The organism is Bradyrhizobium sp. JR4.1 (assembly GCF_040548605.1).
Taxonomy (GTDB): domain Bacteria; phylum Pseudomonadota; class Alphaproteobacteria; order Rhizobiales; family Xanthobacteraceae; genus Bradyrhizobium; species Bradyrhizobium canariense.
Genome location: NZ_JBEPRY010000010.1, coordinates 21,367 through 45,110 on the forward strand (window position 1 = coordinate 21,367; position 23,744 = coordinate 45,110).

Genomic DNA, 23,744 nt, shown 5'->3' on the forward strand with positions numbered 1-23,744 from the left:
TCGATGCGGCGCACGCTGATCAAATCCGCGGTCATCATCAGCATGGATGACGCGATCGGCGATTTACCCGGCGGCGATGTGCTGATCGAGGGGAACCGCATCGTTGATTTGCGTCCATCGATCGATCTCGGCAGCGGCGCGACTGAGGCCGAGATCATCGACGGCACCGGGCGCATCGTCATCCCCGGCCTGATCAACGCCCATATGCACACCTGGCAGACGGGTCTACGCGGCTATGCCGCCAACTGGACGCTGCTGGAATATTTCCGCCGCATGCATGCCGGGCTCGCAACGGTGTTCGGGCCCGAGGACATCCATATCGCGACCTTGGTGGGCGCGCTGAACCAGATCAACCAAGGTACCACCACGCTGGTCGACTGGTGCCACAACAATCCGACGCCTGATCATACCGACGCCGCCGTGCGCGGCCTGATCGAGAGCGGTATCCGCGCGGCCTTCTTCCACGGCTCGCCCAAACCTGAACCGAAACCGGGCGAGCCGCATTTCTCGGAAATCCCGCATCCACGCCGTGAGGTCGAGCGACTGCTGGCGGGGCCCCTCGCCGACCGCGACGGCCTCGTCACACTTGGGCTCGCGATCCTCGGCCCGCATTATTCGACGCTCGACGTCGCCATGCACGATTTCCGCATGGCGCGCGAGTTCAAGCTGATCGCATCCATGCATCAGGGCGGTGGTCCCGCCAAGACGCCTGGTGGCTGGGAGAAGCTGATCGGGGCCGGCCTCGTCGGCGCCGGAATCAACATCGTCCATGGCAACGACCTGCCTGACGATCTCCTGGACCGGATGGTCGACCTCGGCGTCTCCTTCTCGGTGACGCCGGAGAACGAGATGGTCCAGGGCCACGGCTTCCCGATCACCGGACGGCTGCTCAAGCGCGGCGTGCGGCCGACCATCGGCATCGATCTGGAATCCGTGCTGGCCGGCGACCTCTTCTCCGCCGCGCGCGTTGCGCTCTCGATGCAGCGGGCGCTCGACAACGCCGAGTCGCGCAAGGTCACCAGCACCATTCCAGCGACGACCACGATCCCCGTCCGCGAGGCGCTGCGCTGGATTACGACGGAAGGCGCCCGCATGCTCGGTCGCGAGCACCAGATCGGCTCACTGACGCCGGGCAAGCTCGCCGACCTCGTCATCATCGATTGCTCCGATCTCAACCTCGTCCCAGTGCACGATCCCGTTGCCACCGTGGTGATGCAAACGAGCCTCGCCAATATCGAGGCCGTGATGATCGGCGGCGTGTGGAAGAAGCGGAATGGACGGTTGCTGGCCGACGGTCTGGAGGCGAAAAAGCAATTGCTCGCGCAATCCGGCCGGCGGCTGGTGCACGACATCGAACGACAGGGACACGCCGCCTGAGGGCGTCAAGGACAACAACAATGACTGACACGCCAAAGAACGTCGCTTTCATCGGGATCGGCAAGATGGGCCTGCCGATGTCGGTGCTCGTCGCCAAGGCCGGTTATGCCGTGACCGCGTTCGACCGGAGCACGACACGGCTCGACGAGGCGCGCGCGCAAGGCATTTCGATTGCCGCTTCGCCGGCGGAGGCCGTGGGCGGCAAGGTCGCGATCATCACGTCCTTACCCGATGACGCTGCCTTGCGCGGCGCACTGCTCGGCCCAACAGGCCTCATCGCCGCGATGGCGGCTGGATCTGTCCTGGTCGAGACCAGCACTGTGAGCGTCGAGGCGTCCGCAGAGGTCGACGCCGCCGCACAGGCGCGCGGTGTCCTCTACCTGCGTGCGCCGGTCTCGGGCAATGCCAGCATCGTCCACACTGGCGCGCTGAGCTGCTTCGTCTCGGGCCCGAAGGACGCCTACGAAAACGCAAAGCCGCTGCTCGCCGCCTTCACCCGCGCCCAGACCTATCTCGGGCCCGGCGAGGAAGCGCGATATGCGAAGCTTGCGGTCAATTTGATGATCGCTGTCTCGGCCGCCATGATGGCGGAAAGCCTGGCGCTGGCGCGCAAGGGCGGCATCGGCTGGCAGGACATTCTGAAAGTTCTCGACGACAGCGCGGTGGCCTCACCGATGGTGAAGTACAAGACCGCGCCGCTGCGTAACCGCGATTTCGACTCGACCTTTTCCTGCAGGCAGATGGCCAAGGATCTCGATCTGATCCTCGGCGCCGGCCACGCGGTCGGCGTGCCGCTTCAGCTCGCCGCCCAAGTGCGGGAGACCTATGGCTCGCTGGTCGCGCAAGGCGACGGCGACGCTGACTTCATCGCGACTGTCAAACACATCGAGCGGCTGTCCGGCCTCGGCGAGCCCAAACTCTGAGTTACGGAGGCATCTATGCGCAATTTCAACGAGAACACCATCACCGACGCCGTGCTGGAGCGGATCGCGGGCGCAACCGATCCGCGCATCAAGCAGGTCAGCGAAGCGCTGGTGCGCCACCTTCATGCCTTTGTCCGCGAGGTGCGGCCGACCCAGAAGGAATGGGAATACGGCATCGACTTCCTGACCCGCACCGGCCAGATGTGCGACGACAAGCGCCAGGAGTTCATCCTGCTGTCGGACGCGCTCGGCGTCTCCATGCTGGTCGACGCCATCAACCATCCGGTGCCGGAAGGCGCGACCGAAACCACGGTGCTCGGTCCGTTCTTCGTGCAGGCCTCGCCCGAGAAAGACAACGGCGCTGACATCTCCGGCCCGATGGAGGGCGATCCGATGCTCGTCACCGGCTCGGTGTCGACTGTCGACGGACGGCCGCTCGCGGACGCGGTCGTCGACGTCTGGCATTCCGACGACGACGGCTATTACGACGTGCAGCAGCTCGACAAGATCGGCGATCTTGCGATGCGGGCGCGCTTCCACACCGACCAGAATGGCCGATTCAATTTCTGGTCGATCAAGCCGGCCGCCTATCCGATCCCGCATGACGGCACGGTCGGCGACATGCTGGCGGTCCAGAGCCGCCATCCCTGGCGCCCGGCGCATGTGCATTTCATGATCTCGGCGCCCGGCTTCGAGCAACTCGTGACCCATGTGTTCGTGGCCGGCGACCAGTATCTCGACAGCGACGTGGTGTTCGGCGTCAAGGACAGCCTGATCCGCGAATTTGTGCGGTGCCCGCCAGGTCGTGCGCCCGATGGTCGCATGGTGGACAGCGAGTATTTTCATCTCAACTATGATTTCGGCCTGAAGCAGGTCGCAAGCAGCGCAAGAGCCGCCTAAGCTGAACGACGGCGGACCAACAAGAGTCCGGCAGGGCAAGACAGGGAGCAAGGATGGGACCACGGGTCAGCACGGGCATATTGGCCGATCGCCTCACAGGCTTGATCGGCCCGCGCGCGAGCGTCGCGCGTGGCGTGCTCGATCAGCATGGGCAGAGCGAGTCACATTATCGCAGCCTGCCGCCAGACATCGTCGTATTCCCTGAAACCACGCAGGAGGTCGCGGAGATCGTCAAGCTATGCGCGGGCGCGAACATGCCCATCGTTCCGTTCGGCGCCGGGACCTCGCTCGAAGGCAATGCGGCCGCGGTCGCGGGGGGAGTCTGCTTCGACTTCGCACGCATGAACAAGGTGCTGACGGTGCACGAGAGCGACATGGACGTCGTGGTCCAGCCCGGCATCACACGAAAGCAGCTCAATGCGGCGCTGCGCGGCACCGGGCTTTTCTTTCCGATCGACCCCGGCGCCGACGCCTCGATCGGCGGCATGACGTCCACGCGGGCCTCCGGCACCATGGCGGTGCGCTACGGCACCATGAAGGACAACGTCATGGCGCTGGAGGTGGTGCTGGCCGACGGCCGCGTGATCCGAACCGCCCGGCGTGCGCGCAAGTCGGCCGCCGGTTACGACCTGACCCGCATGTTCGTCGGCGCCGAGGGCACGCTCGGTGTCATCACCGAGATCACGCTCAAGGTGCATCCCGTGCCGCAGGCGATCTCGGCCGCGGTCTGCAGCTTCGACACCCTGCAGGACGCCGTGGACACCGCGATCTCCGTGATCCAGTCCGCGATCCCCGTGGCGCGCATCGAGCTGCTCGACGACGTCATGATGCGCGGCATCAACGCCTATGCGAAGCTCGGCTATCGCGAAGCCCCGACCCTGTTCTTCGAATTCCATGGTTCTGAGACTTCCGTCGCCGAGCAGGCCGAGGCCGCACAGGCCATTGCCGCCGACCATGGCGGCCATGGCTTTGCCTGGGCGAAGGCACCGGAGGATCGCAGCCGTCTCTGGCACGCCCGCGACAACACGCTCTATGCCGGCCTGGGCCTCCGCCCCGGCGCGCGTGCCGTGATCACCGATGTCTGCGTGCCGATCTCGCGACTGGCGGAATGCCTCACGGAGACCCGGCGCGACGCGGACGGGCGCGGGTTCATCGCGCCGATCGTCGGCCACGTCGGCGACGGCAATTTCCACATGCTGATCCTGATTGACCCGGCAAGGCCGGAGGAAGTCGAAGGCGCCAAGGCGCTCCAGGCTCGCATGGTCGCCCGCGCGATTGCCATGGACGGCACCTGCACCGGCGAGCACGGCATCGGGCTCGGCAAGATCGATTATCTCGCTGATGAACTCGGCGAGGCCGTCGATGTGATGCGATCGATCAAGACCGCGCTCGACCCCAAGGGCCTGATGAATCCCGGAAAGATCTTTGCAAGCGGAGCGCAGGCATGAGCACCGCCGCATTGGCCGTCGAGCCCTCCTCGCCTGTCCCGCTCCTCGAGCTGCGCGGCATCAGCAAGGAGTTTCCTGGCGTCAAGGCGCTGGATGACGTGTCCTTTGCCGTCTTCCCCGGCGAAGTCCATATGCTGCTGGGCGAGAACGGCGCCGGCAAGTCGAGCCTGATGAAGGTGCTGTGCGGGGCCTATCGCGCCGATGCCGGCGAGTTCTACTTCAAGGGCGAGCCGGTCGCGATCAACTCGGCCGCAGACGCGCAGAAGCTCGGCATCGCCGTGATCTTCCAGGAATTCTCGCTGGTCCCCCATCTCGATATCGCCCAGAACATTTTTCTCGGCCGCGAGCCGAAGGGCCGCATCCCCGGCACCATCGACCGCCGCAAGATTTTGGCCGACGCCGCGCGCGTGCTTGGCACGATCGGCTTTGACATCGACCCGTCAACCATCGTCGACAAGTTAGGGGTGGCGCAGCAGCAGATGGTCGAGATCGCCAAAGCGATCAGCCAGAACGCCCGCATCCTCGTGATGGACGAACCGACCGCAGCACTGTCCGATCGCGAGACCGAGCTGCTGTTCGCGCTAATCGCGCGGCTGAAGGCCGACGGCGTCTCCATCGTCTACATCTCGCACCGCATGGCGGAGGTGTTCGCGCTCGGAGACCGCATCACCGTGCTGCGCGACGGTCGTCGCATCGACGGCGTTCGCCCGGCCGACGTCACGCCGGACCAGCTCGTCCGCATGATGGTCGGCCGCAATGTCGACATGACCTACCCGCGCAATTTTGCCGACGAACCCGGCGAAGTGCTGCTCGAGGTCAAGGGCCTGAGCGCCTCCACCGGAATCTCGGACATCAACATCGAGGTGCGGCGGGGCGAGATCGTCGGCCTGTGTGGCCTGGTCGGCTCCGGTCGTAGCGAGGTCGCGCGCGCGATCTTCGGGGCCGATCCCGTGACATCAGGCGAGATCGTCTTCGACGGCAAGACTATCTCCGGCGAGCCTGATCTTGCCGCCCGCTGCGGCATTGCGCTGATCCCGGAGAGCCGCAAGAGCGAGGGCCTCGCACTGTTGCGGTCGGTGGGGGACAATCTGGTGGTGTCGGCGCTGCGAAAGCTGTTTCCGAGCGGTCTGTTCGATCAACGCAGCGCGCAGCGCACTGCCGACGGCCTGATCCGGCAGTTGCGCATTGCGACGCCCAGCGCGCGCCAGACCGTCGGTCTGCTCTCCGGCGGCAATCAGCAGAAGGTCGTGATCGGGAAGTGGCTCGCTGCCGGCTCGAAGCTCTTCATCTTCGACGAGCCGACCCGGGGCATCGACATCGGCGCCAAGGCCGAAATCTTCGCCCTGATCGACCGACTTGTCGCTGAAGGCGCGGCCGCGCTGATGATCTCGTCCGAACAGGTCGAGATCTGCCATGTCTGCGACCGCGCCTATGTGATGCGCGAGGGGCGTGTCGCCGGGCACCTCGCGCGCAACGAGCTGACGGAGGAGAACATCGTGCGACTGGGGATGCATCATGCGTGAGGCCGCAGTCGTCTCTCAACCCAATCCATTGCAACGCATTCCCGGCGTTGCCATCGTGCTGGTGCTGCTGATCGCGCTGTTCAGCACGATCGCGCCCGGTTTTCTGTCGGTCGCCAACCTCTCCAACGTGCTGGTGCAGTCGACGATCCTGACCATGCTCGCGCTGCCGATGACCTTGATCATCATGACCGAGGGGCTGGACCTGTCGATGGGCGCGGTGCTGACCCTGACCTCGCTCTGCGTCGCCATCGTCTCGCTCGCCACCCACTCGATGTCGCTCGGCCTCGGTGCCGGGCTTCTCGTCGGCACAGCCTTCGGCTTCGCCAACGGCTGGCTGGTCGCCATCGTGGGCATCCCACCTTTCGTCGCGACCTTGGGCACGCTTGGCATGGCGCAAGGCCTGTCACTGATCGTCAGCGACGGCCAGAGCGTGGTCGGCATCCCCCACAGCGTACGCGACATCTATTCGGCGACGCTGCTGGGCGTTCCCGTGCCGATCGTGATGGCGCTGGTGACCTATGCAACGTTTCACGGCCTGCTCTATCACACCCGTTTCGGCACCTACATCTTCGCGCTCGGCGGCAACCGGGAGGCGCTGCGCTATGCCGGCCTGTCACCCAACCGTCTGCTGATCATGGTCTATGCGATCGGTGGCGCGATGGCCGGCATTGCCGGCCTGCTGATGACGGCGCGGATGAATTCCGGTCACCCGACGGCCGGCCTCGGTCTCGAATTCGATGCGATCGCGGCCGTCGCCGTCGGCGGCACGTCGTTCGAGCGCGGCAATGGCTGGCTGCTCGGCACCGTGCTCGGCGTGCTCTCGGTGGGCGTGCTGCGCAACGGGCTGAACCTGATCTCGCTGCCGTCCTCGGTGCAGGTCGCAAGCGTCGGCGTGCTCGTCATCGTCGCGCTGTTCCTCGACGGGCTCAGGAGCCGCGCATGACCGACATCAGCAAAGAGGCCATCGCGCCGCCGCGCTCGTTCCTGTCGCAGGATGCGATCCAATTGTTCTATCGCCTGCTTGCGGCGCTGCTGATCTGTGCGGTGCTTGCCGTGCTCAGCGATTCCTTCCTGAGCCTCGGCAACATCCTCAATGTGCTCAGGCAGGCGAGCCTGACCTTCTTCATCGCCTCCGGCCTGACCCTGGTGGTGCTGACCGCGGGCCTCGATCTCTCCGTCGGCGCCAATGTCGCGCTGTCCGCCTGCATCGCCGGGACCGTGATCCACAAGACCGGCTCGCCGGCGCTTGGCATTCTCACCGGGCTTGCCTGCGGCGGCATCGTCGGCCTGCTCAACGGCGTCATGGTCACCGCGCTTCGTATCCCCTCCTTCATCGCCACCTACGGCATGCTCTGGGTGCTGAACGGCCTCACCTACTGGTACATGGCGGGCGAAACCCTTCACGGCTTTCCGGCAGGCTTCCGCCAGATCGGCAGCGGCTATCTGTTCGGCCTGCCGATCCCGGTCTACCTGCTGCTGGTGTTCCTCGGGATCGGAACACTGTTTGCGCAGCGAACGATCTGGGGCCAGGAGATCTATGCGATCGGCGCCAATCCGGTTGCGGCGCGGCTCTCCGGCATTCCGGTCGCGCGCCGCCTGCTGCTGGTCTACGCCGTCTCCGGCACCATGGCGGGGCTCGCCTCGATCATCTTCCTGTCGCGGCTCAATTCGGCCGAGGCCGATATCGGCGAAAGCCTGACGCTGCCCGCGATCGCCGCCGTGCTGATCGGCGGCACCTCGCTGTTCGGCGGCGTCGGCACCGTGTTCGGCACCTTCATCGGCGCACTGATCCTGACGCTGGTGCTGAACGGCATGAACCTCTTGTCGGTCAGCGCCAACTGGCAGCCGCTGGTCACCGGCATCATCGTCATTCTCGCGGTCTGGCTCGACATGAAGACCCGCCGCCGCGCGCAATGAGTTCTTGAACGACCAACAAGCAAAATGAGGGATGGAGGCAACATGAAACAGACACTGGGTTATTTGGCGCTGCCGCTGCTGATGGCGCCCGCGCTCACCACGCAAGCGCGAGCCGACGGCGAGACCATCGCCGTCTTCACCAAGAACCAGACCAACCCGTTCTTCCAGACCGTGCGGGTCGGCGCCGACAACATGGCGAAGACGCTGAACGCGAAGACGCTGCAGTACATCCCGACCAAGCCCGACAGCATTCCCGAGCAGCTCAGCCAGATCGAGGACGTCGTGGTGAAGAAGCCGAGCGCCATCGTCTTCACGCCGGTCGACTACAAGGCGATGGTGCCGGGTGTCGAGAAGATCAACGATGCCAAGATCCCCGTCGTCAACATCACCGACCGCTCCGCCGGCGGCAAGTTCCTGTCCTTCGTCGGCGCCGACGATTACAGCCTCGGGCTCGAGACCGCGCGCTTCCTGCTCAAGACGCTGGGCGGCAAGGGCAACATCGTCATCATCGAGGGCGTCAAGGGCTCGCTGACCAATGTCGACCGCGTCCGCGGCTTCAACGACGCACTGAAGGAAAACGCCGGTGCCAAACTGCTGGCCTCGCAGCCCGGCAACTACCAGCGGCTCCAGGCGCTCCAGGTGATGGAGAATCTGATGCAGTCGAACGCGCAGATCGACGGCGTGCTCGCCGCCAACGACGCCATGGCCGTCGGTGCGATCGAGGCGCTCGACGGCGCCAACCGCAAGGCGCAGGTGATCGGCATCAACGGCACCAAGGAAGCGATCGACGCGATCAAGTCCGGCAAGCTGCTCGCGAGCGGCGACTACAACGGATTTTTTCAGGGATGCCTTGGCACCATGATGGCGATCCGCTCCCTGCGCAACCAGCCCGTCATTGCCGAGATCGTGCTGAAGCCGACCGTGATCACCAAGGACAATTACCAGCCGTTCGACGTGCCGCTGGAGCAACGGAGCTGCCCGACTTTCGAGGAAGCCAGCAAGCTCGGCGGCAAGTAACCAGGCGCACCCATCGCGACAAGCCCGGACGGCCGCAGCCGCGGCCGTCCCAAGAAAACGAGACATAAACGGAGACCATCATGCTGTTCGCCATTCACGCCGTCGACCGCGCCGGGGCGTTGCCGACCCGGCTCGCCAATTACGACGCCCACAAGGCTTTCCTGAGCGACACCTCGCGCTTCAGCGTCGAGATCGTGATGTCGGGACCGCTGGTCTCCGACGACGGCGCGACCATGATCGGCAGCCTGTTCCTGATCGAGGCGCCTGGCCGCAGCGAGGTCGAGGCTTTCAACCGAGCCGATCCGTTTGCGGCGGCCGACATCTGGGACAAGGTCACGATCACGGGCTTCCTGCGCCGCCAAGGCTGAAAGGCGGCTCAACAAAAACGCGAAAACAACCCCATGCACAGTAAGAACGGGGTTGTTTTTACACATGAATTTTCGTCGCAAACGTCTTTGACTCGTCGGGCAGAACAGGAGCGGAGTGCCATCCTTGCCCGATTGTCGCCCCTACGCCTCGATCCAGAGCTTCGCCGCGGCCCCAACGGCTAGCCGCTCGCCACCGCGGCACCTTCTTCGAGATGACAGGCCACCCACTGCTCGGGGCCGGCCGCGCGCAATGTCGGCTCCTCGGTCCGGCAGCGATCGAACACGAGCGGGCAACGGGTGTGGAAGCGGCACCCGCTCGGCGGGTTGATCGGACTCGGCACGTCGCCCTTGAGGATGATCGGATTGCGCTGGGCCCCCGGCTCCGGCAGCGGGACCGCCGAGAGCAGCGCCTTGGTGTAAGGATGCTTTGGCGCGGCGAAGATCTCGTAGCGCGGCGCCACCTCGACGATCTTGCCGAGATACATCACCGCGACGCGATGGGTCATGTGCTCGACGATCGCGAGGTCGTGGCTGATGAACAGCAGCGCCAGGCCGAACTCGCGCTGGAGATCCTGCAGCAGATTGACGATCTGGGCCTTGACCGAGACGTCGAGCGCCGAGACCGCCTCGTCGCAGACGATCAGCTCGGGCTCGGCGGCGAGCGCCCGCGCGATGCCGATGCGTTGGCGCTGGCCGCCGGAAAATTCATGCGGCCTGCGGTTCAACGCCTCGCGCGGCAGGCGCACGGTGTCCATCAGCGCGGTCACGCGGGTCTCGAGGTCGATTGCGGATTTGGCGAGCCCGAAATTGCGGATCGGCTCGGCCAGGATGTCGCGCACGCGCATGCGCGGATTGAGGCTCGAGAACGGGTCCTGGAACACCACCTGCACACGGCGGCGCATCTGGCGCATCGTGCTCGGATGGGCGTCGTCGATGCGCTGGCCGTCGAGGATGACCTGCCCCGACGTGATGTCGAACAGTCGCAGGATCGCACGGCCGACCGTCGATTTGCCGCAACCGGACTCGCCGACCAGAGAGAGCGTCTCGCCGCGCGCGATCTCGAACGACACGCCGTCCACCGCATAGACCCATTCGGACTTGCGGCTGAACAGGCCCTTTTTGACCGGGAAGTGCTTCTTGAGGTCGTTGACCTGGAGCAGCGGGGGACTCATGCCGCGACCGCTCCCTTGGCCGCATAGTGGCAGGCCGCGACGTGACGTGGCCCCTTCTCTTCGAGCCCCGGCGCGTACTGCCGGCAGAGATCGGTCGCGAGCGCGCAACGTCCGGCGAAGACGCAGCCGACGATGGGCTTGCGCAGATCAGGCACCTGCCCCGGAATTTCAGCCAGCCGTCTCGCGGTGCCGGTCAGCGACGAGCCGAGCCGCGGCACTGCGCCGAGCAGGCCCTGCGTATAGGGATGACGCGGCGATCGGAACAGTTCCGCCACCGGCGCCTCCTCGACCTTGCGGCCGGCATACATGACCATGACGCGCTCGGCGATCTCGGCGACGACGCCGAGATCGTGGGTGATCAGGATGATCGCTGCGCCAACCCGGTGCTTGAGGTCCAGCATCAATTTCAGGATCTGCGCCTGGATCGTCACGTCGAGCGCGGTGGTCGGCTCGTCGGCAATGAGAAGCTTTGGATTGCAGGCGAGTGCAATGGCGATCATGACACGCTGGCGCATGCCGCCGGAGAGCTGATGCGGATATTCGCGCACGCGACGCTTCGGCTCGGGAATGCCGACCAGAATCAACATCTCGATGGCGTGCGCCTCTGCGGCCTGCTTGTCCAGGCCCTGGTGGATCATCAGCGTCTCGCGGATTTGACGCCCGACGGTCAGGACCGGGTTGAGGCTGGTCATCGGCTCCTGAAAAATCATCGAGATGTCGTTGCCGCGGATCGCGCGCATCTCGCGGTCGGACATTTGCAGCAGGTCCTTGCCCGCGAAGCGGATGCTGCCGGCGATCCTTCCCGGCGGTTCCGGGATCAGCCGCATCAGCGACATCGAGGTCACCGACTTGCCGCAGCCGGACTCACCGACGATCGCGAGCGTCTCGCCCTCGTTGACATGGAACGACACGCCTTCAACCGCGCGGTTGATGCCGCTGGGCGTCCGGAAGTGGGTCTGGAGGTTCTCAACTTCGAGCAGCGCCATCGTGATCAGCCCCTTGACATCAGAGGCTCTTGGCCATGCGCGGATCGAGCGCATCGCGAAGGCCGTCGCCGAGCAGGTTCACGGCAAGCACGGTGACGGACAGGAAGGCCGCCGGAAAGAACACGATGTAGGGTTTGACCTGCCACAGCGCCCGCCCCTCGGCCATGATGTTGCCCCAGGACGGAATGGTCGGCGGCGTACCAGCGCCGATGAAGGACAGGATCGCCTCGGTGATCATCGCGCTGGCACAAATGTAAGTCGCCTGGATCAGCATCGGCGCCAGCGTGTTGGGCAGGATATGGCGCAGGATGATCATCGGTGTGCGCGTGCCGCAGGCCACTGCCGCATCCACGTAGGGCTGCTCGCGCAGCGAGAGCACGACGCTGCGCACGAGGCGGGAGACGCGCGGGATTTCGGCGACGGTGATCGCGAGAATGACGTTGCCGACGCTGCCGCGTGTCAGCGCCATCAGCGCGATCGCCAGCAGGATCGGCGGGATCGACATCAGGCCGTCCATGAAGCGCATCAAGATGCCGTCGGCCCAGCGGATGAAGCCGGAGACGATGCCGATGGCGAGACCGGCCGCGGAGGCGAAGATCGCAACGGACAAGCCGACCGTGAGCGAGACGCGCGCGCCGAACAGCACGCGTGAATAGATGTCACGGCCGAGAACGTCGGTGCCAAACCAGTAAAGCGCCGACGGTGCGCGGGTCCGCTTGGCCGGCGCAAGTGCGGTCGGATCCACCGTTCCAAGATAAGGCGCAAAGATCGCGATCAGGACGAGCAACAGCAGCAACGTGCCGCCAATGGCAACGGTGGGATGGCCGCGCAGCAGCCCGACGAAGCCGCGCCGGATCGTAACCGGCCGGAGGATCTCAGGCAGTTGCGGCGCGAGGACGAAGCCCGCCGGCAGCGCTTGCGGATTGACGGTCGTATCGGTCAATAGCGGATCCTCGGGTCAACGAGCGTATAAATGACGTCGATCATCAGATTGACGAGGACGTAGACGAAGCTGAACAGCAGCACGATGCCCTGGATTACGGGATAATCGCGGCGCAGGATCGCGTCGATCGTGAGCCGGCCGAGGCCGGGAATCGCGAAAACGCTTTCCGTGACGACCGCGCCGCCGATCAGCAGCGCGATGCCGATGCCGATCACCGTGACGATCGGCACCGCCGCGTTCTTCAGCGCGTGGACGAACAGGATGCCGCCCTGTCCGAGGCCCTTGGCGCGCGCGGTGCGGATATAATCCTGCTGCAATACTTCGAGCATGGTGGCGCGCGTGATACGGGCGATCAGCGCGATGTAGACACAGCCGAGCGCGATCGCCGGCAGGATCAGGTTTTGCAGCCAGGGCCAGACGCCCTGGGCGAGCGGCGTATAGCCTTGCACCGGAAGCCATTCGAGCTCCAGCGCGAAGACGTAGGCGAGGACATAGCCGACGACGAAGACCGGCAGGGAGAAGCCGAACACGGCAAAGGCCATGATGGCCCGGTCGATCAGGCTTCCCGCCTTCCAGGCCGCCAGCACGCCGAGCGGCACCGCGACCACGATCGTGAGCAGGAGCGTGACCATCATCAGCGACAGCGTCGGCCCGAGACGCTGCCCGATCATGGTCGAGACCGGCAAATTGGTGAAGATCGAGGTGCCGAGATCGCCGTGCAGAATGCGCCAGACCCAGCTGCCGAACTGGATCAGGAAGGGTCGGTCGAGGCCGAGGCTCTGCCGGATGCGCTCCACATCCTCCGGACTTGCCTGATCGCCCGCGATCACCACGGCGGGATCTCCCGGCGCGATGTAGAGCAGGCTGAACACGAACAGCGCGACGATGGCCATCACTGGCAAGGTCGAGGCGATACGCCGGAGGATGTAGGATAGCATCTGGCTTCAGCGCAAGGTCATGCGGATTTCGACACGCCCCAGAAGAACGGCAGCGGCCCCTTTGTGATGCCGGAGACGTTCTTGCGCCAGGCCGTGTAGCTGAGGAAGAAGCCGGTCGGCGCGTAGACGACGTCCTCGAGCGCGACCTTGTTGAGACGAGCGACCGCGGCCTTCTCCTCGTCGAGGCCCTTGGCCTCGAACCAGGACGTGACCTCCTTTTCCGTGCCGGGGCTGTTCGGCCAGCCGAACCAGGCCTTGTCGCCGTTGGCGCGAATGGCGGTATAGGGCGCCGGATTGATGCAGTCCGAACCCGCATGCCAGGTGTGGAACATGTTCCAGCCGCCCTGTCCGGGCGGCGTCTTTTGCGCGCGACGCGAGCCGACCGTGCCCCAATCGGTCGCGACGAAGTCGACATTCATGCCGAGCTTCTTCAAGAGATCGGCGGTCACATCGCCGAACGCCTTGGTGATCGGCTGGTCCTGCGCCACCAGGCAGGTCACCGGCTGGCCGGAATAACCGCTCTCGGCGAGCAGCTTCTTGGCAGCGTCAAGATCGCGCTTGCCCTTGAGGACCTCGCCGCCCGCCTCGGTGTAGAGCGGCGTATCCGGTGTGAAGAAGCCGGGCAGCGACTTCCACAGCGAATTGTCGTCACCGACGAGCGCGCGCATATAGTCTTCCTGGCTCATCGCCATCAGCACTGCGCGCCGCGCCCGCACGTCGTTGAAGGGCGGATACAGGAAGTTCATGCGGAACGAGCCGACATTGCCGAGCGGATCGCCGATGTCGACGCTGATGTTCTTGTTGTTCTTGAGGACCGGGACGAGATCGGCGATGGGGTTCTCCCACCAGTCGATCTCGCCGTTTTGCAACGCGGCCGCGGCGGTCGCCGGATCCGGCATCACGATCCATTCGACGCGGTCGAGCAGCATCTGCTTGCCGCCGGCGAGCCACGACGCCTTCTCCTGCCGCGGTACATAGTCGGCAAACTTCTCGAACACGGCTTTCGCGCCGGGGACCCACTCGCCCTTGGCAAACTTCATCGGCCCCGAGCCGACATAATCGCCGATCTGCTTGAACGGGTCGGTCTGCGCGATGCGCTCCGGCATGATGAAGGCGCAGGGCGAGTTGTTCTTGCCAAGCGCATAGAGCATCTTCGGGAACGGCTGCTTCAGCACCCATTTGAAAGTGCGATCGTCGACAGCAGTGAGTTCCTGCTGCAGTGCCTTGAGCATCAGCCCCATCGGATCGCGCGCCGCCCAGCGGGTGAGACTCGCAACGACGTCCTTGCTCCGCACCGGCTCGCCGTCGTGGAATTTGAGGCCCGGCCGCAATTTGAACGTCCAGGTGGTGCCGTCGTCGGTCACTTCCTCGGACTCGACCATCTGCCGCTGCGGCTGGAGCGCGGAATCGACGCCGTAGAGCGTATCCCAGACCAGCGCGGCGGCATTGCGCACGACATATTGCGTGCCCCAGATCGGGTCGAAATTGGCGAGGTTTGCCTGCGGCACGAAGCGCAGGGTGCGCGCGGAGGCGCCTTGTGCGATCGCCGGGGCCGAGAGGCCGCTCAATGCCAGACCGCCCGCGCCGGCCAGTCCCTTCAATACGGTCCTGCGATCCATGAAATCCTCCCAATAGTGCCGTGATGCCGGCCATCGTTGGCCAAGAACAGGTGAAACCAGAGCTCATTGGCGTGCAAATGGTATGCCACTAACCGGACCTTCGCCAGCGGGATATCCGCACCATTTGGGCCGGGCGAGACCTCAAAGCGCAGCCGCCAGCACTGGCCCGGTCTCGATATGCGGAATCGCCTCGACGAGCTTGCGCGTGTAGTCGGTCTTGGGATTGTCGAACAGCGCCCGGCTCTCGCCCTGCTCCACGATGCCGCCATTGCGCAGCACGATAGTGCGATCGCAAAGCATGCGCACCACGTTGAGATCGTGGCTGACGAACAGCAGCGCGATGTCGTTCTCGCGCCTGAGACGATCGAGCAGTTGCAGTACCACCGCCTGAACGGATACGTCGAGCGCGGCGGTCGGCTCGTCCAGCACCAGGAGCCGCGGCCGGCAGGCGATGGCGCGCGCGATGCCGACGCGCGCCTTCTGGCCGCCGGAGAGCTGATGCGGAAAGCGCGGCAACAGATCCAGCTGCAGCCCCACACGCTCGGCGCAATCCTCCACCCGCTTGCGCAGCGCATCGCCCCCACGCATACGATCGAGCCGCATCAGCGGATGGGCGATGCAATCGAAGGCGGTGAAGCGCGGATTGAGGCTCTCGTTCGGGTCCTGGAACACCATCTGGATGTCTTTGCGGAAGCGCGAGCGATGAAAGTCGCGCGACGCCACGTGCCCGATCGACTGCCCGTCGAACACGATCTCGCCCTCGCTCGGATCGATCAGGCGGCAGATCATGCGCGACGTCGTGCTCTTGCCGGAGCCGGATTCGCCGACGAGGCCGACGCTCTCGCCGCCGGCCATCGTCATGGAGAAGTCCGCCACCGCCGCAGCGCCCTCGTCGAAGCGTTTTGCGAGCTTGCGCACCTCCAGCAGCGGCGGAGTCCCGTGAACGGGCTCCTGCCTGGGCCTGCTGACGACAGCCGCGTAGCCTTCCCGCTCCTCTTCCGTTACGAGGTCCGCGATCCCGGAGGTCGAGGTCGGCGACGCCGCCACCAGACGCCGGGTATAGGCGTGCTGCGGTGCGCCGAACAGCGTCCTGGGGCTAGCCTCTTCGACGATACGGCCGCGCTCCATCACCGCGATACGGCGACAATATCGCGCCGCTAACCCGAGATCGTGCGTGATCAGGATCGTCGCCATGCCGCGCGCGGCGGCAATCTCCGCCAAAAGGTCCATCACCACCTTCTGCGTGGTGACGTCGAGCCCGGTCGTCGGCTCATCGGCGATCAAGAGCGCGGGATTGCAGGAGATCGCGATCGCGATCATCACGCGCTGGCACATGCCGCCGGAGAGCTCGTGCGGATAGGCGTTCATCCGCGTCTCGGGGTCGCGGATCTGGACGGCGCGCAACAGCTCCAGCGCCTCGGCGCGGGCGGCGTCCTTCGATATCCGCTTGTGCGTGAGGATCGCGTCCGCGATCTGCAGGCCGATCGCGCGGATCGGGTTGAGCGCCGCGCGCGGGTTCTGGAAGATCATCGACATCGCGGCGCCCTGGAGCTGACGGAGATCGTCGCCCCTGAGTTTTGTCACGTCCTGGCCGCGAAACAGGATTTTTCCGCCGGTGACGCGCCCGGCCGGATCCAGGAGCCGCGTCGTGGCAAAACCGGTGACCGACTTGCCCGATCCGCTTTCGCCGACGAGGCCAAGCATCTCGCCGGCCTCGACCTTGAGCGTCACGCCGCGCACGGCCTCGACCATTCCGCGCCGCGTCGAGAACGAAACGTGGAGATCGTCGATCCTGAGCAAGTCCTCGCTCATGTGCGCATGCGCGGATCGAGAATGTCCCGCATCCCGTCACCGAGGAGGTTGAAGCACAGCACGGCCATCATCAACGCGAGGCCCGGAAAGGCCACCAGCCACCACCGCCCCGTCGAGATGAAGCGGGCGCCCTCCGCGACCATGATGCCCCATTCCGGTGTCGGCGGCTTGACGCCAAGGCCAATGAAGGACAAGCCGGCGGCGTTCAGGATCGCCCAGCCGAGGTTGAGCGAGATCTGCACCGCCATCGCCGGCAGGATGTTCGGCAGCAGGAAGCGCAGCACCACCGAGAAATGGCTCTCGCCACAGGAACGCGCCGCCTCCACCCAGCCGACATTGCGCCGGACGTTGACCTCGGCGCGCGCGAAGCGGATGTAGAACGGCAGATTGATGATCGCGGTCGCAATCACAATGTTCTCGATCCGGTTGCCGAGCGCCGCAACCATCGCCATGGCCAGAACGAACAGCGGAAAGGCCATCATGACGTCGACGAAGCGGCCGACCGAACGGTCGAGCCTGCCGCCTGCATAGCCGCAGAAAGAGCCGACGACGGCGCCGATCACGAAGGAGATGCCGACCGCCGAGACCGCGATGGCAAGGTCGAGGCGTGCCGCAACGACGAGGCGGCTGAACACGTCGCGCCCGAGCTGGTCGGTGCCGGCAAGATGCGCCGCGCTCGGCGGTTGCAGGGCCTCCGAGACATTGGAGACGACGGGATCATAGGGCACCAGCCACGGTCCGAAGATCGCGACCAGGACAAACAGCAGGACACCCGCCGCGGCGACACCGGTCAGCGGGTTGCCGCGCAAAATCCAGACCGAATGGCGGAGGGTTGCGCTGGTCATCCGATCGACACCCTGGGATCGGCGATACCGTAGCAGATGTCGACGACGAGATTGACCAGCACGAAGATGCCAGCCATCAGCAGGACGAAACCCTGCACCGGCGCATAGTCGGACGATAGCAGCGCGTCGAGCGCGTAGGAGGCAACGCCCGGCCAGGAGAACACCTTCTCCACCAGGACATTGGCGCCAAGCATGGTCGAGAACACGATGCCGGCAATGGTGATGACGGGCAGGATCGCATTACGCAGCGCATAGGTGACGACGACCTTCTGCCAGGACAATCCGACCGAGCGCGCCGTGCGCACGAAATCGCTGCCGAGCGAGACCAGCATCGAGGCACGCGTGATCCGCGCCAGCGGCGCGATCACGAACAGGGCCATGCTCAGCGCAGGCAGGATCAGCTGCTTGCAGGCCGCCCACCAGCCCTCGATGTCTCCCGCGAGCAGGAAATCGATCGACAGGAATCCGGTGCGCTGCGGCGGCAGCGAGGTGAAGACGTCGATCCGCCCGGTCGGATCAGGCGCAAGACCGAGCAGATAGTAGAACACATAGATCAGCAGCAGGCCCGAGACGAAGGTCGGCACGCAGACACCGAGCGCGCAGAACAGCCGCACGCCGTGATCGACCAGCGATCCCGGCTTCAAGGCTGCGACCACGCCGAGCGGCACCGCCGCGATCAGCGCGATCAGGAGCGCCGTGAAGGTCAACTCCAGGGACGCCGGCAATCGTTCGCGCAAATCCTTGAGCACGGGCTGACCGGTCATCATGGAGCGGCCTAGATTGCCGCGGCCGATATCGGACAGATAGAACACCAGCTGCTCCGGCACCGACTTGTCGAGCCCCATCTGCTTGCGGATCTGCTCGATCTCCTCCTTGCCGGCATTGGGCCCAGAGGCGAAGAACACCGCGGGATCTCCGGGGAGGACCCGCATCAGGAGAAAGGTGAAGACCAGCACGCCGAACAACGCCGGCAGCGACGACAAAAGCCGCCTCCCCGCCCGCGCCACCGTCGCACCAAGACCGGTCATCACCTTTCAGAGCTCCTCCAATTTTTCGGATGTCACTTGCGGCTGACGTCGCGATAGTCGACCTGACGATGGAACTCGTAGGTATAGCCCTCGATCGAGGCCGCCATTACGGCGTCCTGATTGGGCTGCCACAGCGGGATCTGCGGCATCTCGCTGAAATGGATCGCGTTGAGCTTGCGGCCATCCTCCTCGTACTTGGCCTTGTCGGGCTCGAAGCGCGCTTCCTGCGCGATCGTCGCCAGTTCCGGATTGTTGATCGAGCTGTAGTTCCAGCGCTGATTGCCGGTGTAGAAGTTGCGGTAGAAGTAATCGGTCGAGGGCAGCCAGGCGACGATGCCTTCCGTGAACAGGGGCAGCTTCTTCTCGTTGATCTGCGTCGACATCTGCGCATCCGGCAGCTTCTGGATGTCGACCTTGATCCCGATCTTGGCAAGCGATTCCTTCACGAGGGCCGCCATCGGCTCCGCGGTCGAGGCCTGGCCGACGTTGAAGCTGAAGGTGGTTGAAAAACCCTCCGGGAGTCCCGCGGCCTTCAGATATTCCCTCGCCTTGTCGAGATCGGTCTTCACCGGCGCCTGGAACGGATAGATCCCGTTTAGGGGCTTGCCATCCGGCCATGTCGCACCGAACAGCGGCGCGCCGCGACCGAACAGGGCAGCCTTGAACATATCCTCATAAGGCAGCGCGAAAGCGATGGCGCGGCGGACGTTGACGTTGTCGAAAGGCGGGATCTGGTTGTTCATCGAGACGAAGGTGATCGAATTGTATTGCGGCGTCGAGATCACCTTGAGCTTGCCCTTGGCCTCGAGCGATTGCACGTCGCTGGCCTGGAGATCGACGACGAGGTCGGCGTCGCCGCGCTCGACAAGATTGGCGCGGGTCGCGGGCTCCGGCACGGACTGCACGATCACGCGCTTGAAGAAGGCCGGCTTGTTGGGCGAGCCGCGGTTCCAGTCCTCGTTGCGCTTGATGATCACCTGCTCGCCGGGCTTGAAGCTCTCGATCACATAGGCACCGCTGCCGGCAGTGTGCTCCTTCAGCCAAGCGGTGGCCCAGGGATCTTCTGGGGTCGCGTGCTCCTTGGCGACCTTCGAGTTGATGATCAGCGGGTAGACCGTCGCGAGATTCGGCAGCGCGAGCTTGTCGGGCTTCGGCAGCGTCACTTCGATCGTGAGGGGATCGATCACCTTGAACTGGTCGGCCGACGTCAGCGATCCCGTCAGCAACTGTGCCTTGCCAAGGATCGGCGCGGTGACGCAGCGGTCGAGCGACCATTTCACGTCCTCGGCGGTCACGGGCGAGCCGTCCTGGAACTTGGCATCCTTGCGCAGACGGAACGTCAGCTTCAGTCCGTCCGGGCTGACGTCGTAGGATTCGGCGAGTTCGCCGGTGATCTTGTCGAGATCGAACACCCATTTGCCGTTGAGCTGCTTGCGGCCGAACGCCACCAGGCGGTCGTAGGTGCTCATGCTCAGCGCGAAGGATTCGCGCGTCGAGCCCGGGATGTTGGGATCGAGCGTGTTGACGGATGCGCCGGTGACATAGCGCAACGTCTCGGCCCTGGTCTGCGCTTGCGAAGGCGCAGTGGCGATGAGCAACAACGCGGTGGTGGCGAGCACGGAGGATGCCGACCTGAAAGACACAATACGCATTGGTTTTCCCCAAAGATCTCGACAAGAACGCCGACAGGACAGGTTAAGAAAGAAGCAAGTTGCGCGCCAGTCTCATGATGCGCTGTTGTGGACGCTTTGTCGCGGCGGCGCATGGACGATCATCGCGATTCTTCCATTTTTCGCGCTGGCCGCGTGACCACGGCCTGCGGCACGTCATAGGCGCGAAGCGAGGCCCAGTGCCGTTCGACATCGGCGCGGAACAGGCCGCGCGTCAGGCCATTCACCAGCTTCGGCACCGCGGTCGTCATCGCGTTGATCGACGATCCCGACGGGCCAAAACTCATGGTGGAGGCGATGGCGAAGAGATGGATGTTCGAGATCCACGGCGTCTCGCCCGCGACGCGCTCGGTGAAGGCGTAATCGTCGGCGAGATAGGGAAAGCGGCCGAGCCGCGCGTTGCGCTCGGTCTCCGGGGGCTGGTAGCGGTCCGCCCAGGTTGCGACATTGCCGGCGAATGTGGCGAGTTCGCCGCGCCCGGCAAAGTTCATGTCGATGCCGGTGCCGCAGATGACGAAATCCGCCGCGATGGCGGCGCGCGGCGTCTGCAATTCGATGCCCTTGCCGGTCTCGCGGGCCGCCTCGATCGGCGCGCCCTCGTGCAATGTGAAATTGGCGTGGCGCGCGCAGCGATCATAGGTCGGCTGCGGAAATCCTTCGCGCATGTCGAGGATGGTGCGCATGAAGCGCCAGCGCCAGGCATCGTCGAGATCGCTGAGATGACGCAGGAAGCCGCGGAAGGTCAGCCAGCGATAGGGCTGGATTACCTGGATCTGCGCACGACGGCACAGCAGGTGCACCTCGGTCGCGCCCGCTTCCAACGCGGTTGCCGCGTTGTCGAAGGCCGATGCTCCGGCGCCGATTACAGCAACGCGCTTGCCGCGCAGGTTTTTGAAATCGATGTCGTCGGCGACTGTTGCGACCGAGCTCATCGGCAGATGGCTCAGCGGCTCGGGGATCATCCAGTTCCCCATTCCCTCCTGCCCCGTCGCCAGCACGATCTTGCGCGCATGGAGCGTCTCGACGCCATCGCCACGCTTCACGCGTGCGGCCAGCAACCCGTCTGCGGCCGGCCGGATTTCCAGGAGCTCGCAGCCGTTGCGCACGGGCAGGCCGATCGTGCGCCGTAGCCAGAGCAGATACTCAGCCCAGTGCCCGCGCGGGATCAGGTCGAGTGTCTGCCAGCTCTCCTTGCCGAAGCGGGCCTCATGCCAGGACTGATAGGTCAGGCTGGGGATATCGAGGTCAGGACCGGTATAATCCTTTGGGCTGCGCAGCGTCGGCATGCGGGCATAGGTGAGCCACGGGCCTTCTATCCCCTCCTCGGCCTTGTCCAGCAGCAGAATGTTGCTGACACGGGAGCGCATCAGGCCGAAGCCGATGGCGATGCCGGATTGGCCGGCGCCGATCACGAGCACATCCAGCGCCGGCTTGCCGTCCGGTCCCGTCTTCGGTTCGAGCCAGGCGGCACCGGGATGCGCGATCCGCGCGAGATCGGCGCGAACGTCAGCTTCGAGCTCTGTCAGTGTATCGCTCATGCCGCGAGCCAGCCTCCGTCGACCACCATCACGGTGCCGGTGGTAAATGAGGACGCATCGCTTGCGAGATGCAGCGCCGCTTGCGCGATCTCCTCGGCCTGACCGAACCGCTTCATGGCATGTCGATTGCGGGAGGTTTCGCGCACCTCGTCCGCATTGGCGTGACGGGCAAAGCTGCGGCGAAGCATCGGCGTGTCGATCGCACCGGGTGCAATGGCGTTGACGCGAATGCCGTCGGTCGCAAAGTCCACCGCCATCGTCCGCGTCAGGCCGATAATCGCGCCCTTGGCGGCGATATAGGCGCTGTTGCCCTTGCCGCCGGCGATCGCAAGCTGCGATGCCAGCGTGATGATCGAGCCGCCCTTCTGCCGCTGCATCTGCGGCACGGCCGCCCGCGCCCACAGCCAGGTGCCACCGACATTGGTGCGGAACACCGCATCCCAATCTTCGGGACTGGTGGTCAGCACCGTGCCGCCGCAGGAAAAGCCCGCGGCGGTCATCAGGATATCGAGCCGGCCGTGCCGGGCCACGACATCGCCGACTACGGTCTCGGCAAAACTGGCATCGCCGGCGTCACCGACATAGGTCGTTGCCTCGCCCACCAGGATCAGCGTCTCCTCAAGCCCCGCGGCATCGCGATCGACCAGAGCGAGATGCGCGCCTTCGTCGGCAAACAGCTTCGCGCTGGCGCGGCCGATGCCGGAGCCTGCGCCCGTAATGATGGCCGTGCGCCCCTGCAGCCGCATCAGAGACTCTCCTTGTGCTGCGTCCACCAGGCGCTCATGGCTGCGGCGGACTCGGTACACCCGAACCGCGCGCGCCAGCCGAATTCCTCCGCCATCCGCGCGACCGAGAGCGGCGCACGATCCGGCCCATGGAGCTTGATGAAGGTCTTCTCTCCCGGTGCCGCCAGCCGGCATTGCAGGCCGGGATGCAACGCCGCAAAGGTCTCGCCCCATTGCAGCGCGGACCACGTTCCGCCGCCGGAGATGTTGTAGAGCCGATGGCGCGGCCGCTCAGCTTCGATCAAGACGGCCACGGCTTCAGCGGCATCGAGGGCGTAAATCCAGTCCTTGACGCCCGCGCCCGGCATGAGCGCCAGCCCGCAGCGGGCGAACTCGGCCAGGATTTGAAACTGAAGGCTCGGCGTATCCCGTACCTTGCCGATCCGTTCCCACGGACCGAACACCGCGCTCAAACGCACACTGAGAAAGTCACCATCCCACAACTCGGCGAGCCGAGCCACCGATCGTTCCGAGGCGAATTTGCTAATCGCGTAGAAAGAGACGGGATCGCAGGGCGTCTCCTCGTCCAGCACCGCATGACGCTGCCCCGCAGCGCCATAGGCGGAAGCGGATGAGAGATTAATCACGCGCCGAATGCCACGGCGGACCGCCGCGCTCAAGATCGGGATCTGAGCCATCACGTTGATCTCAAAGATACTCGAGGTGGTGGTTCGTTCGAGCTGATCCCCGGCGGTTATGGCGGCGCCAAGGACGATCGTATCAAACCTCTGCTTTAGAAGCGCGTCGATCCTTTCGACGTCAGTGATCTCACCCTGAACAACCGTGCACCGCTCGCCATAGTCGGCAAACGATCGCTCCGCTCCCGCCGGCAATTGCTTACGGTCATAGAGCGTGACGTCATGGCCGCGCGCGAGTAGCGCCTCCGCAACATTGAGGCCGACAAAGCCGGTACCGCCGAAGATGACGATCTTCAT

The 23,744-nt window shown here is 65.0% G+C and carries 21 protein-coding genes; 9 read left to right on the forward strand and 12 right to left on the reverse strand.

The genetic code is table 11. The features are described 5' to 3' along the window. Positions 1 to 3 precede the first annotated feature (3 nt). The 9 genes from ABIB90_RS20460 (at position 4) to ABIB90_RS20500 (ending at position 9,473) form a co-directional block, all read left to right on the forward strand. Positions 4 to 1,377: an amidohydrolase family protein gene (locus ABIB90_RS20460; RefSeq protein ID WP_354164681.1), complete on the forward strand. Its 1,374-nt coding sequence runs from the start codon at positions 4 to 6 to the stop codon at positions 1,375 to 1,377. A gap of 20 nt (positions 1,378 to 1,397) precedes the next feature. Then, positions 1,398 to 2,300 carry an NAD(P)-dependent oxidoreductase gene (locus ABIB90_RS20465; protein ID WP_007593070.1) on the forward strand — a complete coding sequence of 301 codons (903 nt, stop codon included), beginning with the start codon at positions 1,398 to 1,400 and terminating at the stop codon, positions 2,298 to 2,300. A gap of 15 nt (positions 2,301 to 2,315) precedes the next feature. After that, positions 2,316 to 3,200, forward strand: coding sequence for an intradiol ring-cleavage dioxygenase (locus ABIB90_RS20470; protein ID WP_007593071.1), 885 nt, complete (start codon positions 2,316 to 2,318; stop codon positions 3,198 to 3,200). 53 nt (positions 3,201 to 3,253) lie between these two features. Then, positions 3,254 to 4,648: an FAD-linked oxidase C-terminal domain-containing protein gene (locus ABIB90_RS20475; protein WP_007593073.1), complete on the forward strand. Its 1,395-nt coding sequence runs from the start codon at positions 3,254 to 3,256 to the stop codon at positions 4,646 to 4,648. Then, the gene (locus tag ABIB90_RS20480; protein ID WP_007593075.1) at positions 4,645 to 6,171 is read left to right on the forward strand and encodes a sugar ABC transporter ATP-binding protein; all 1,527 of its coding nucleotides are present in this window, start codon (positions 4,645 to 4,647) and stop codon (positions 6,169 to 6,171) included. The genes ABIB90_RS20475 and ABIB90_RS20480 overlap by 4 nt, the downstream gene beginning before the upstream one ends. Further along, positions 6,164 to 7,114, forward strand: coding sequence for an ABC transporter permease (locus ABIB90_RS20485; RefSeq protein WP_007593077.1), 951 nt, complete (start codon positions 6,164 to 6,166; stop codon positions 7,112 to 7,114). The genes ABIB90_RS20480 and ABIB90_RS20485 overlap by 8 nt, the downstream gene beginning before the upstream one ends. After that, positions 7,111 to 8,088: an ABC transporter permease gene (locus ABIB90_RS20490; RefSeq protein WP_007593078.1), complete on the forward strand. Its 978-nt coding sequence runs from the start codon at positions 7,111 to 7,113 to the stop codon at positions 8,086 to 8,088. Before ABIB90_RS20485 ends, ABIB90_RS20490 begins: the two co-directional genes overlap by 4 nt. A 42-nt stretch (positions 8,089 to 8,130) precedes the next feature. Further along, on the forward strand, positions 8,131 to 9,105 hold the full coding sequence (locus ABIB90_RS20495) for a sugar ABC transporter substrate-binding protein (protein WP_354164671.1): 975 nt from the start codon (positions 8,131 to 8,133) through the stop codon (positions 9,103 to 9,105). Positions 9,106 to 9,185: 80 nt separating this feature from the next. After that, entirely contained in the window at positions 9,186 to 9,473 is a 288-nt protein-coding gene (locus tag ABIB90_RS20500) for a YciI family protein (protein WP_007593082.1), read from the forward strand. 179 nt (positions 9,474 to 9,652) lie between these two features. Here the strand turns inward: ABIB90_RS20500 and ABIB90_RS20505 are convergent, their stop codons facing one another. The 12 genes from ABIB90_RS20505 to ABIB90_RS20560 all read right to left on the reverse strand — a co-directional run bounded on the left by ABIB90_RS20505 (position 9,653) and on the right by ABIB90_RS20560 (position 23,744). Then, positions 9,653 to 10,645 (reverse strand): ABC transporter ATP-binding protein, encoded by a 993-nt coding sequence (locus tag ABIB90_RS20505; protein WP_007593084.1) that lies wholly within the window; start codon positions 10,643 to 10,645, stop codon positions 9,653 to 9,655. Continuing rightward, positions 10,642 to 11,631, reverse strand: coding sequence for an ABC transporter ATP-binding protein (locus ABIB90_RS20510; RefSeq protein WP_007593086.1), 990 nt, complete (start codon positions 11,629 to 11,631; stop codon positions 10,642 to 10,644). The genes ABIB90_RS20505 and ABIB90_RS20510 overlap by 4 nt, the downstream gene beginning before the upstream one ends. A gap of 19 nt (positions 11,632 to 11,650) precedes the next feature. Further along, positions 11,651 to 12,574, reverse strand: coding sequence for an ABC transporter permease (locus tag ABIB90_RS20515; protein ID WP_007593091.1), 924 nt, complete (start codon positions 12,572 to 12,574; stop codon positions 11,651 to 11,653). Beyond that, positions 12,571 to 13,512 carry an ABC transporter permease gene (locus tag ABIB90_RS20520; RefSeq protein ID WP_007593093.1) on the reverse strand — a complete coding sequence of 314 codons (942 nt, stop codon included), beginning with the start codon at positions 13,510 to 13,512 and terminating at the stop codon, positions 12,571 to 12,573. Before ABIB90_RS20520 ends, ABIB90_RS20515 begins: the two co-directional genes overlap by 4 nt. A 17-nt stretch (positions 13,513 to 13,529) precedes the next feature. Next, positions 13,530 to 15,131, reverse strand: coding sequence for an ABC transporter substrate-binding protein (locus tag ABIB90_RS20525; RefSeq protein WP_219681063.1), 1,602 nt, complete (start codon positions 15,129 to 15,131; stop codon positions 13,530 to 13,532). A 141-nt stretch (positions 15,132 to 15,272) separates the two neighbouring features. Continuing rightward, positions 15,273 to 16,943 carry a nickel ABC transporter ATP-binding protein NikE gene (nikE, locus tag ABIB90_RS20530; RefSeq protein WP_354164664.1) on the reverse strand — a complete coding sequence of 557 codons (1,671 nt, stop codon included), beginning with the start codon at positions 16,941 to 16,943 and terminating at the stop codon, positions 15,273 to 15,275. Next, entirely contained in the window at positions 16,940 to 17,788 is an 849-nt protein-coding gene (locus tag ABIB90_RS20535) for an ABC transporter permease (protein WP_007608569.1), read from the reverse strand. Before ABIB90_RS20535 ends, nikE begins: the two co-directional genes overlap by 4 nt. Further along, positions 17,785 to 18,819, reverse strand: a complete 1,035-nt coding sequence (locus ABIB90_RS20540) for an ABC transporter permease (RefSeq protein ID WP_007593101.1) — start codon at positions 18,817 to 18,819, stop codon at positions 17,785 to 17,787. Before ABIB90_RS20540 ends, ABIB90_RS20535 begins: the two co-directional genes overlap by 4 nt. A 29-nt stretch (positions 18,820 to 18,848) precedes the next feature. Then, positions 18,849 to 20,468, reverse strand: a complete 1,620-nt coding sequence (locus ABIB90_RS20545; protein ID WP_007593103.1) for an ABC transporter substrate-binding protein — start codon at positions 20,466 to 20,468, stop codon at positions 18,849 to 18,851. A gap of 119 nt (positions 20,469 to 20,587) precedes the next feature. After that, entirely contained in the window at positions 20,588 to 22,024 is a 1,437-nt protein-coding gene (locus ABIB90_RS20550) for an NAD(P)-binding domain-containing protein (protein WP_354164659.1), read from the reverse strand. Beyond that, the gene (locus tag ABIB90_RS20555; protein ID WP_007593107.1) at positions 22,021 to 22,770 is read right to left on the reverse strand and encodes an SDR family oxidoreductase; all 750 of its coding nucleotides are present in this window, start codon (positions 22,768 to 22,770) and stop codon (positions 22,021 to 22,023) included. Before ABIB90_RS20555 ends, ABIB90_RS20550 begins: the two co-directional genes overlap by 4 nt. Further along, positions 22,770 to 23,744: an NAD-dependent epimerase/dehydratase family protein gene (locus ABIB90_RS20560; RefSeq protein ID WP_354164656.1), complete on the reverse strand. Its 975-nt coding sequence runs from the start codon at positions 23,742 to 23,744 to the stop codon at positions 22,770 to 22,772. The genes ABIB90_RS20555 and ABIB90_RS20560 overlap by 1 nt, the downstream gene beginning before the upstream one ends.

Excerpts from the sequence above, each read along its gene's own strand:
- ABIB90_RS20560 (WP_354164656.1), bottom strand. The coding sequence starts at position 23,744 with ATGAAGATCGTCATCTTCGGCGGTACCGGCTTTGTCGGCCTCAATGTT.
- ABIB90_RS20510 (WP_007593086.1), bottom strand. The coding sequence starts at position 11,631 with ATGGCGCTGCTCGAAGTTGAGAACCTCCAGACCCACTTCCGGACGCCC.
- ABIB90_RS20490 (WP_007593078.1), top strand. The coding sequence starts at position 7,111 with ATGACCGACATCAGCAAAGAGGCCATCGCGCCGCCGCGCTCGTTCCTG.
- ABIB90_RS20550 (WP_354164659.1), bottom strand. The coding sequence starts at position 22,024 with ATGAGCGATACACTGACAGAGCTCGAAGCTGACGTTCGCGCCGATCTC.
- ABIB90_RS20520 (WP_007593093.1), bottom strand. The coding sequence starts at position 13,512 with ATGCTATCCTACATCCTCCGGCGTATCGCCTCGACCTTGCCAGTGATG.
- ABIB90_RS20485 (WP_007593077.1), top strand. The coding sequence starts at position 6,164 with ATGCGTGAGGCCGCAGTCGTCTCTCAACCCAATCCATTGCAACGCATT.
- ABIB90_RS20555 (WP_007593107.1), bottom strand. The coding sequence starts at position 22,770 with ATGCGGCTGCAGGGGCGCACGGCCATCATTACGGGCGCAGGCTCCGGC.
- ABIB90_RS20525 (WP_219681063.1), bottom strand. The coding sequence starts at position 15,131 with ATGGATCGCAGGACCGTATTGAAGGGACTGGCCGGCGCGGGCGGTCTG.
- ABIB90_RS20505 (WP_007593084.1), bottom strand. The coding sequence starts at position 10,645 with ATGAGTCCCCCGCTGCTCCAGGTCAACGACCTCAAGAAGCACTTCCCG.
- ABIB90_RS20475 (WP_007593073.1), top strand. The coding sequence starts at position 3,254 with ATGGGACCACGGGTCAGCACGGGCATATTGGCCGATCGCCTCACAGGC.
- ABIB90_RS20495 (WP_354164671.1), top strand. The coding sequence starts at position 8,131 with ATGAAACAGACACTGGGTTATTTGGCGCTGCCGCTGCTGATGGCGCCC.
- ABIB90_RS20535 (WP_007608569.1), bottom strand. The coding sequence starts at position 17,788 with ATGACCAGCGCAACCCTCCGCCATTCGGTCTGGATTTTGCGCGGCAAC.
- ABIB90_RS20480 (WP_007593075.1), top strand. The coding sequence starts at position 4,645 with ATGAGCACCGCCGCATTGGCCGTCGAGCCCTCCTCGCCTGTCCCGCTC.
- ABIB90_RS20460 (WP_354164681.1), top strand. The coding sequence starts at position 4 with ATGCGGCGCACGCTGATCAAATCCGCGGTCATCATCAGCATGGATGAC.
- ABIB90_RS20470 (WP_007593071.1), top strand. The coding sequence starts at position 2,316 with ATGCGCAATTTCAACGAGAACACCATCACCGACGCCGTGCTGGAGCGG.
- nikE (WP_354164664.1), bottom strand. The coding sequence starts at position 16,943 with ATGAGCGAGGACTTGCTCAGGATCGACGATCTCCACGTTTCGTTCTCG.
- ABIB90_RS20500 (WP_007593082.1), top strand. The coding sequence starts at position 9,186 with ATGCTGTTCGCCATTCACGCCGTCGACCGCGCCGGGGCGTTGCCGACC.
- ABIB90_RS20465 (WP_007593070.1), top strand. The coding sequence starts at position 1,398 with ATGACTGACACGCCAAAGAACGTCGCTTTCATCGGGATCGGCAAGATG.
- ABIB90_RS20545 (WP_007593103.1), bottom strand. The coding sequence starts at position 20,468 with ATGCGTATTGTGTCTTTCAGGTCGGCATCCTCCGTGCTCGCCACCACC.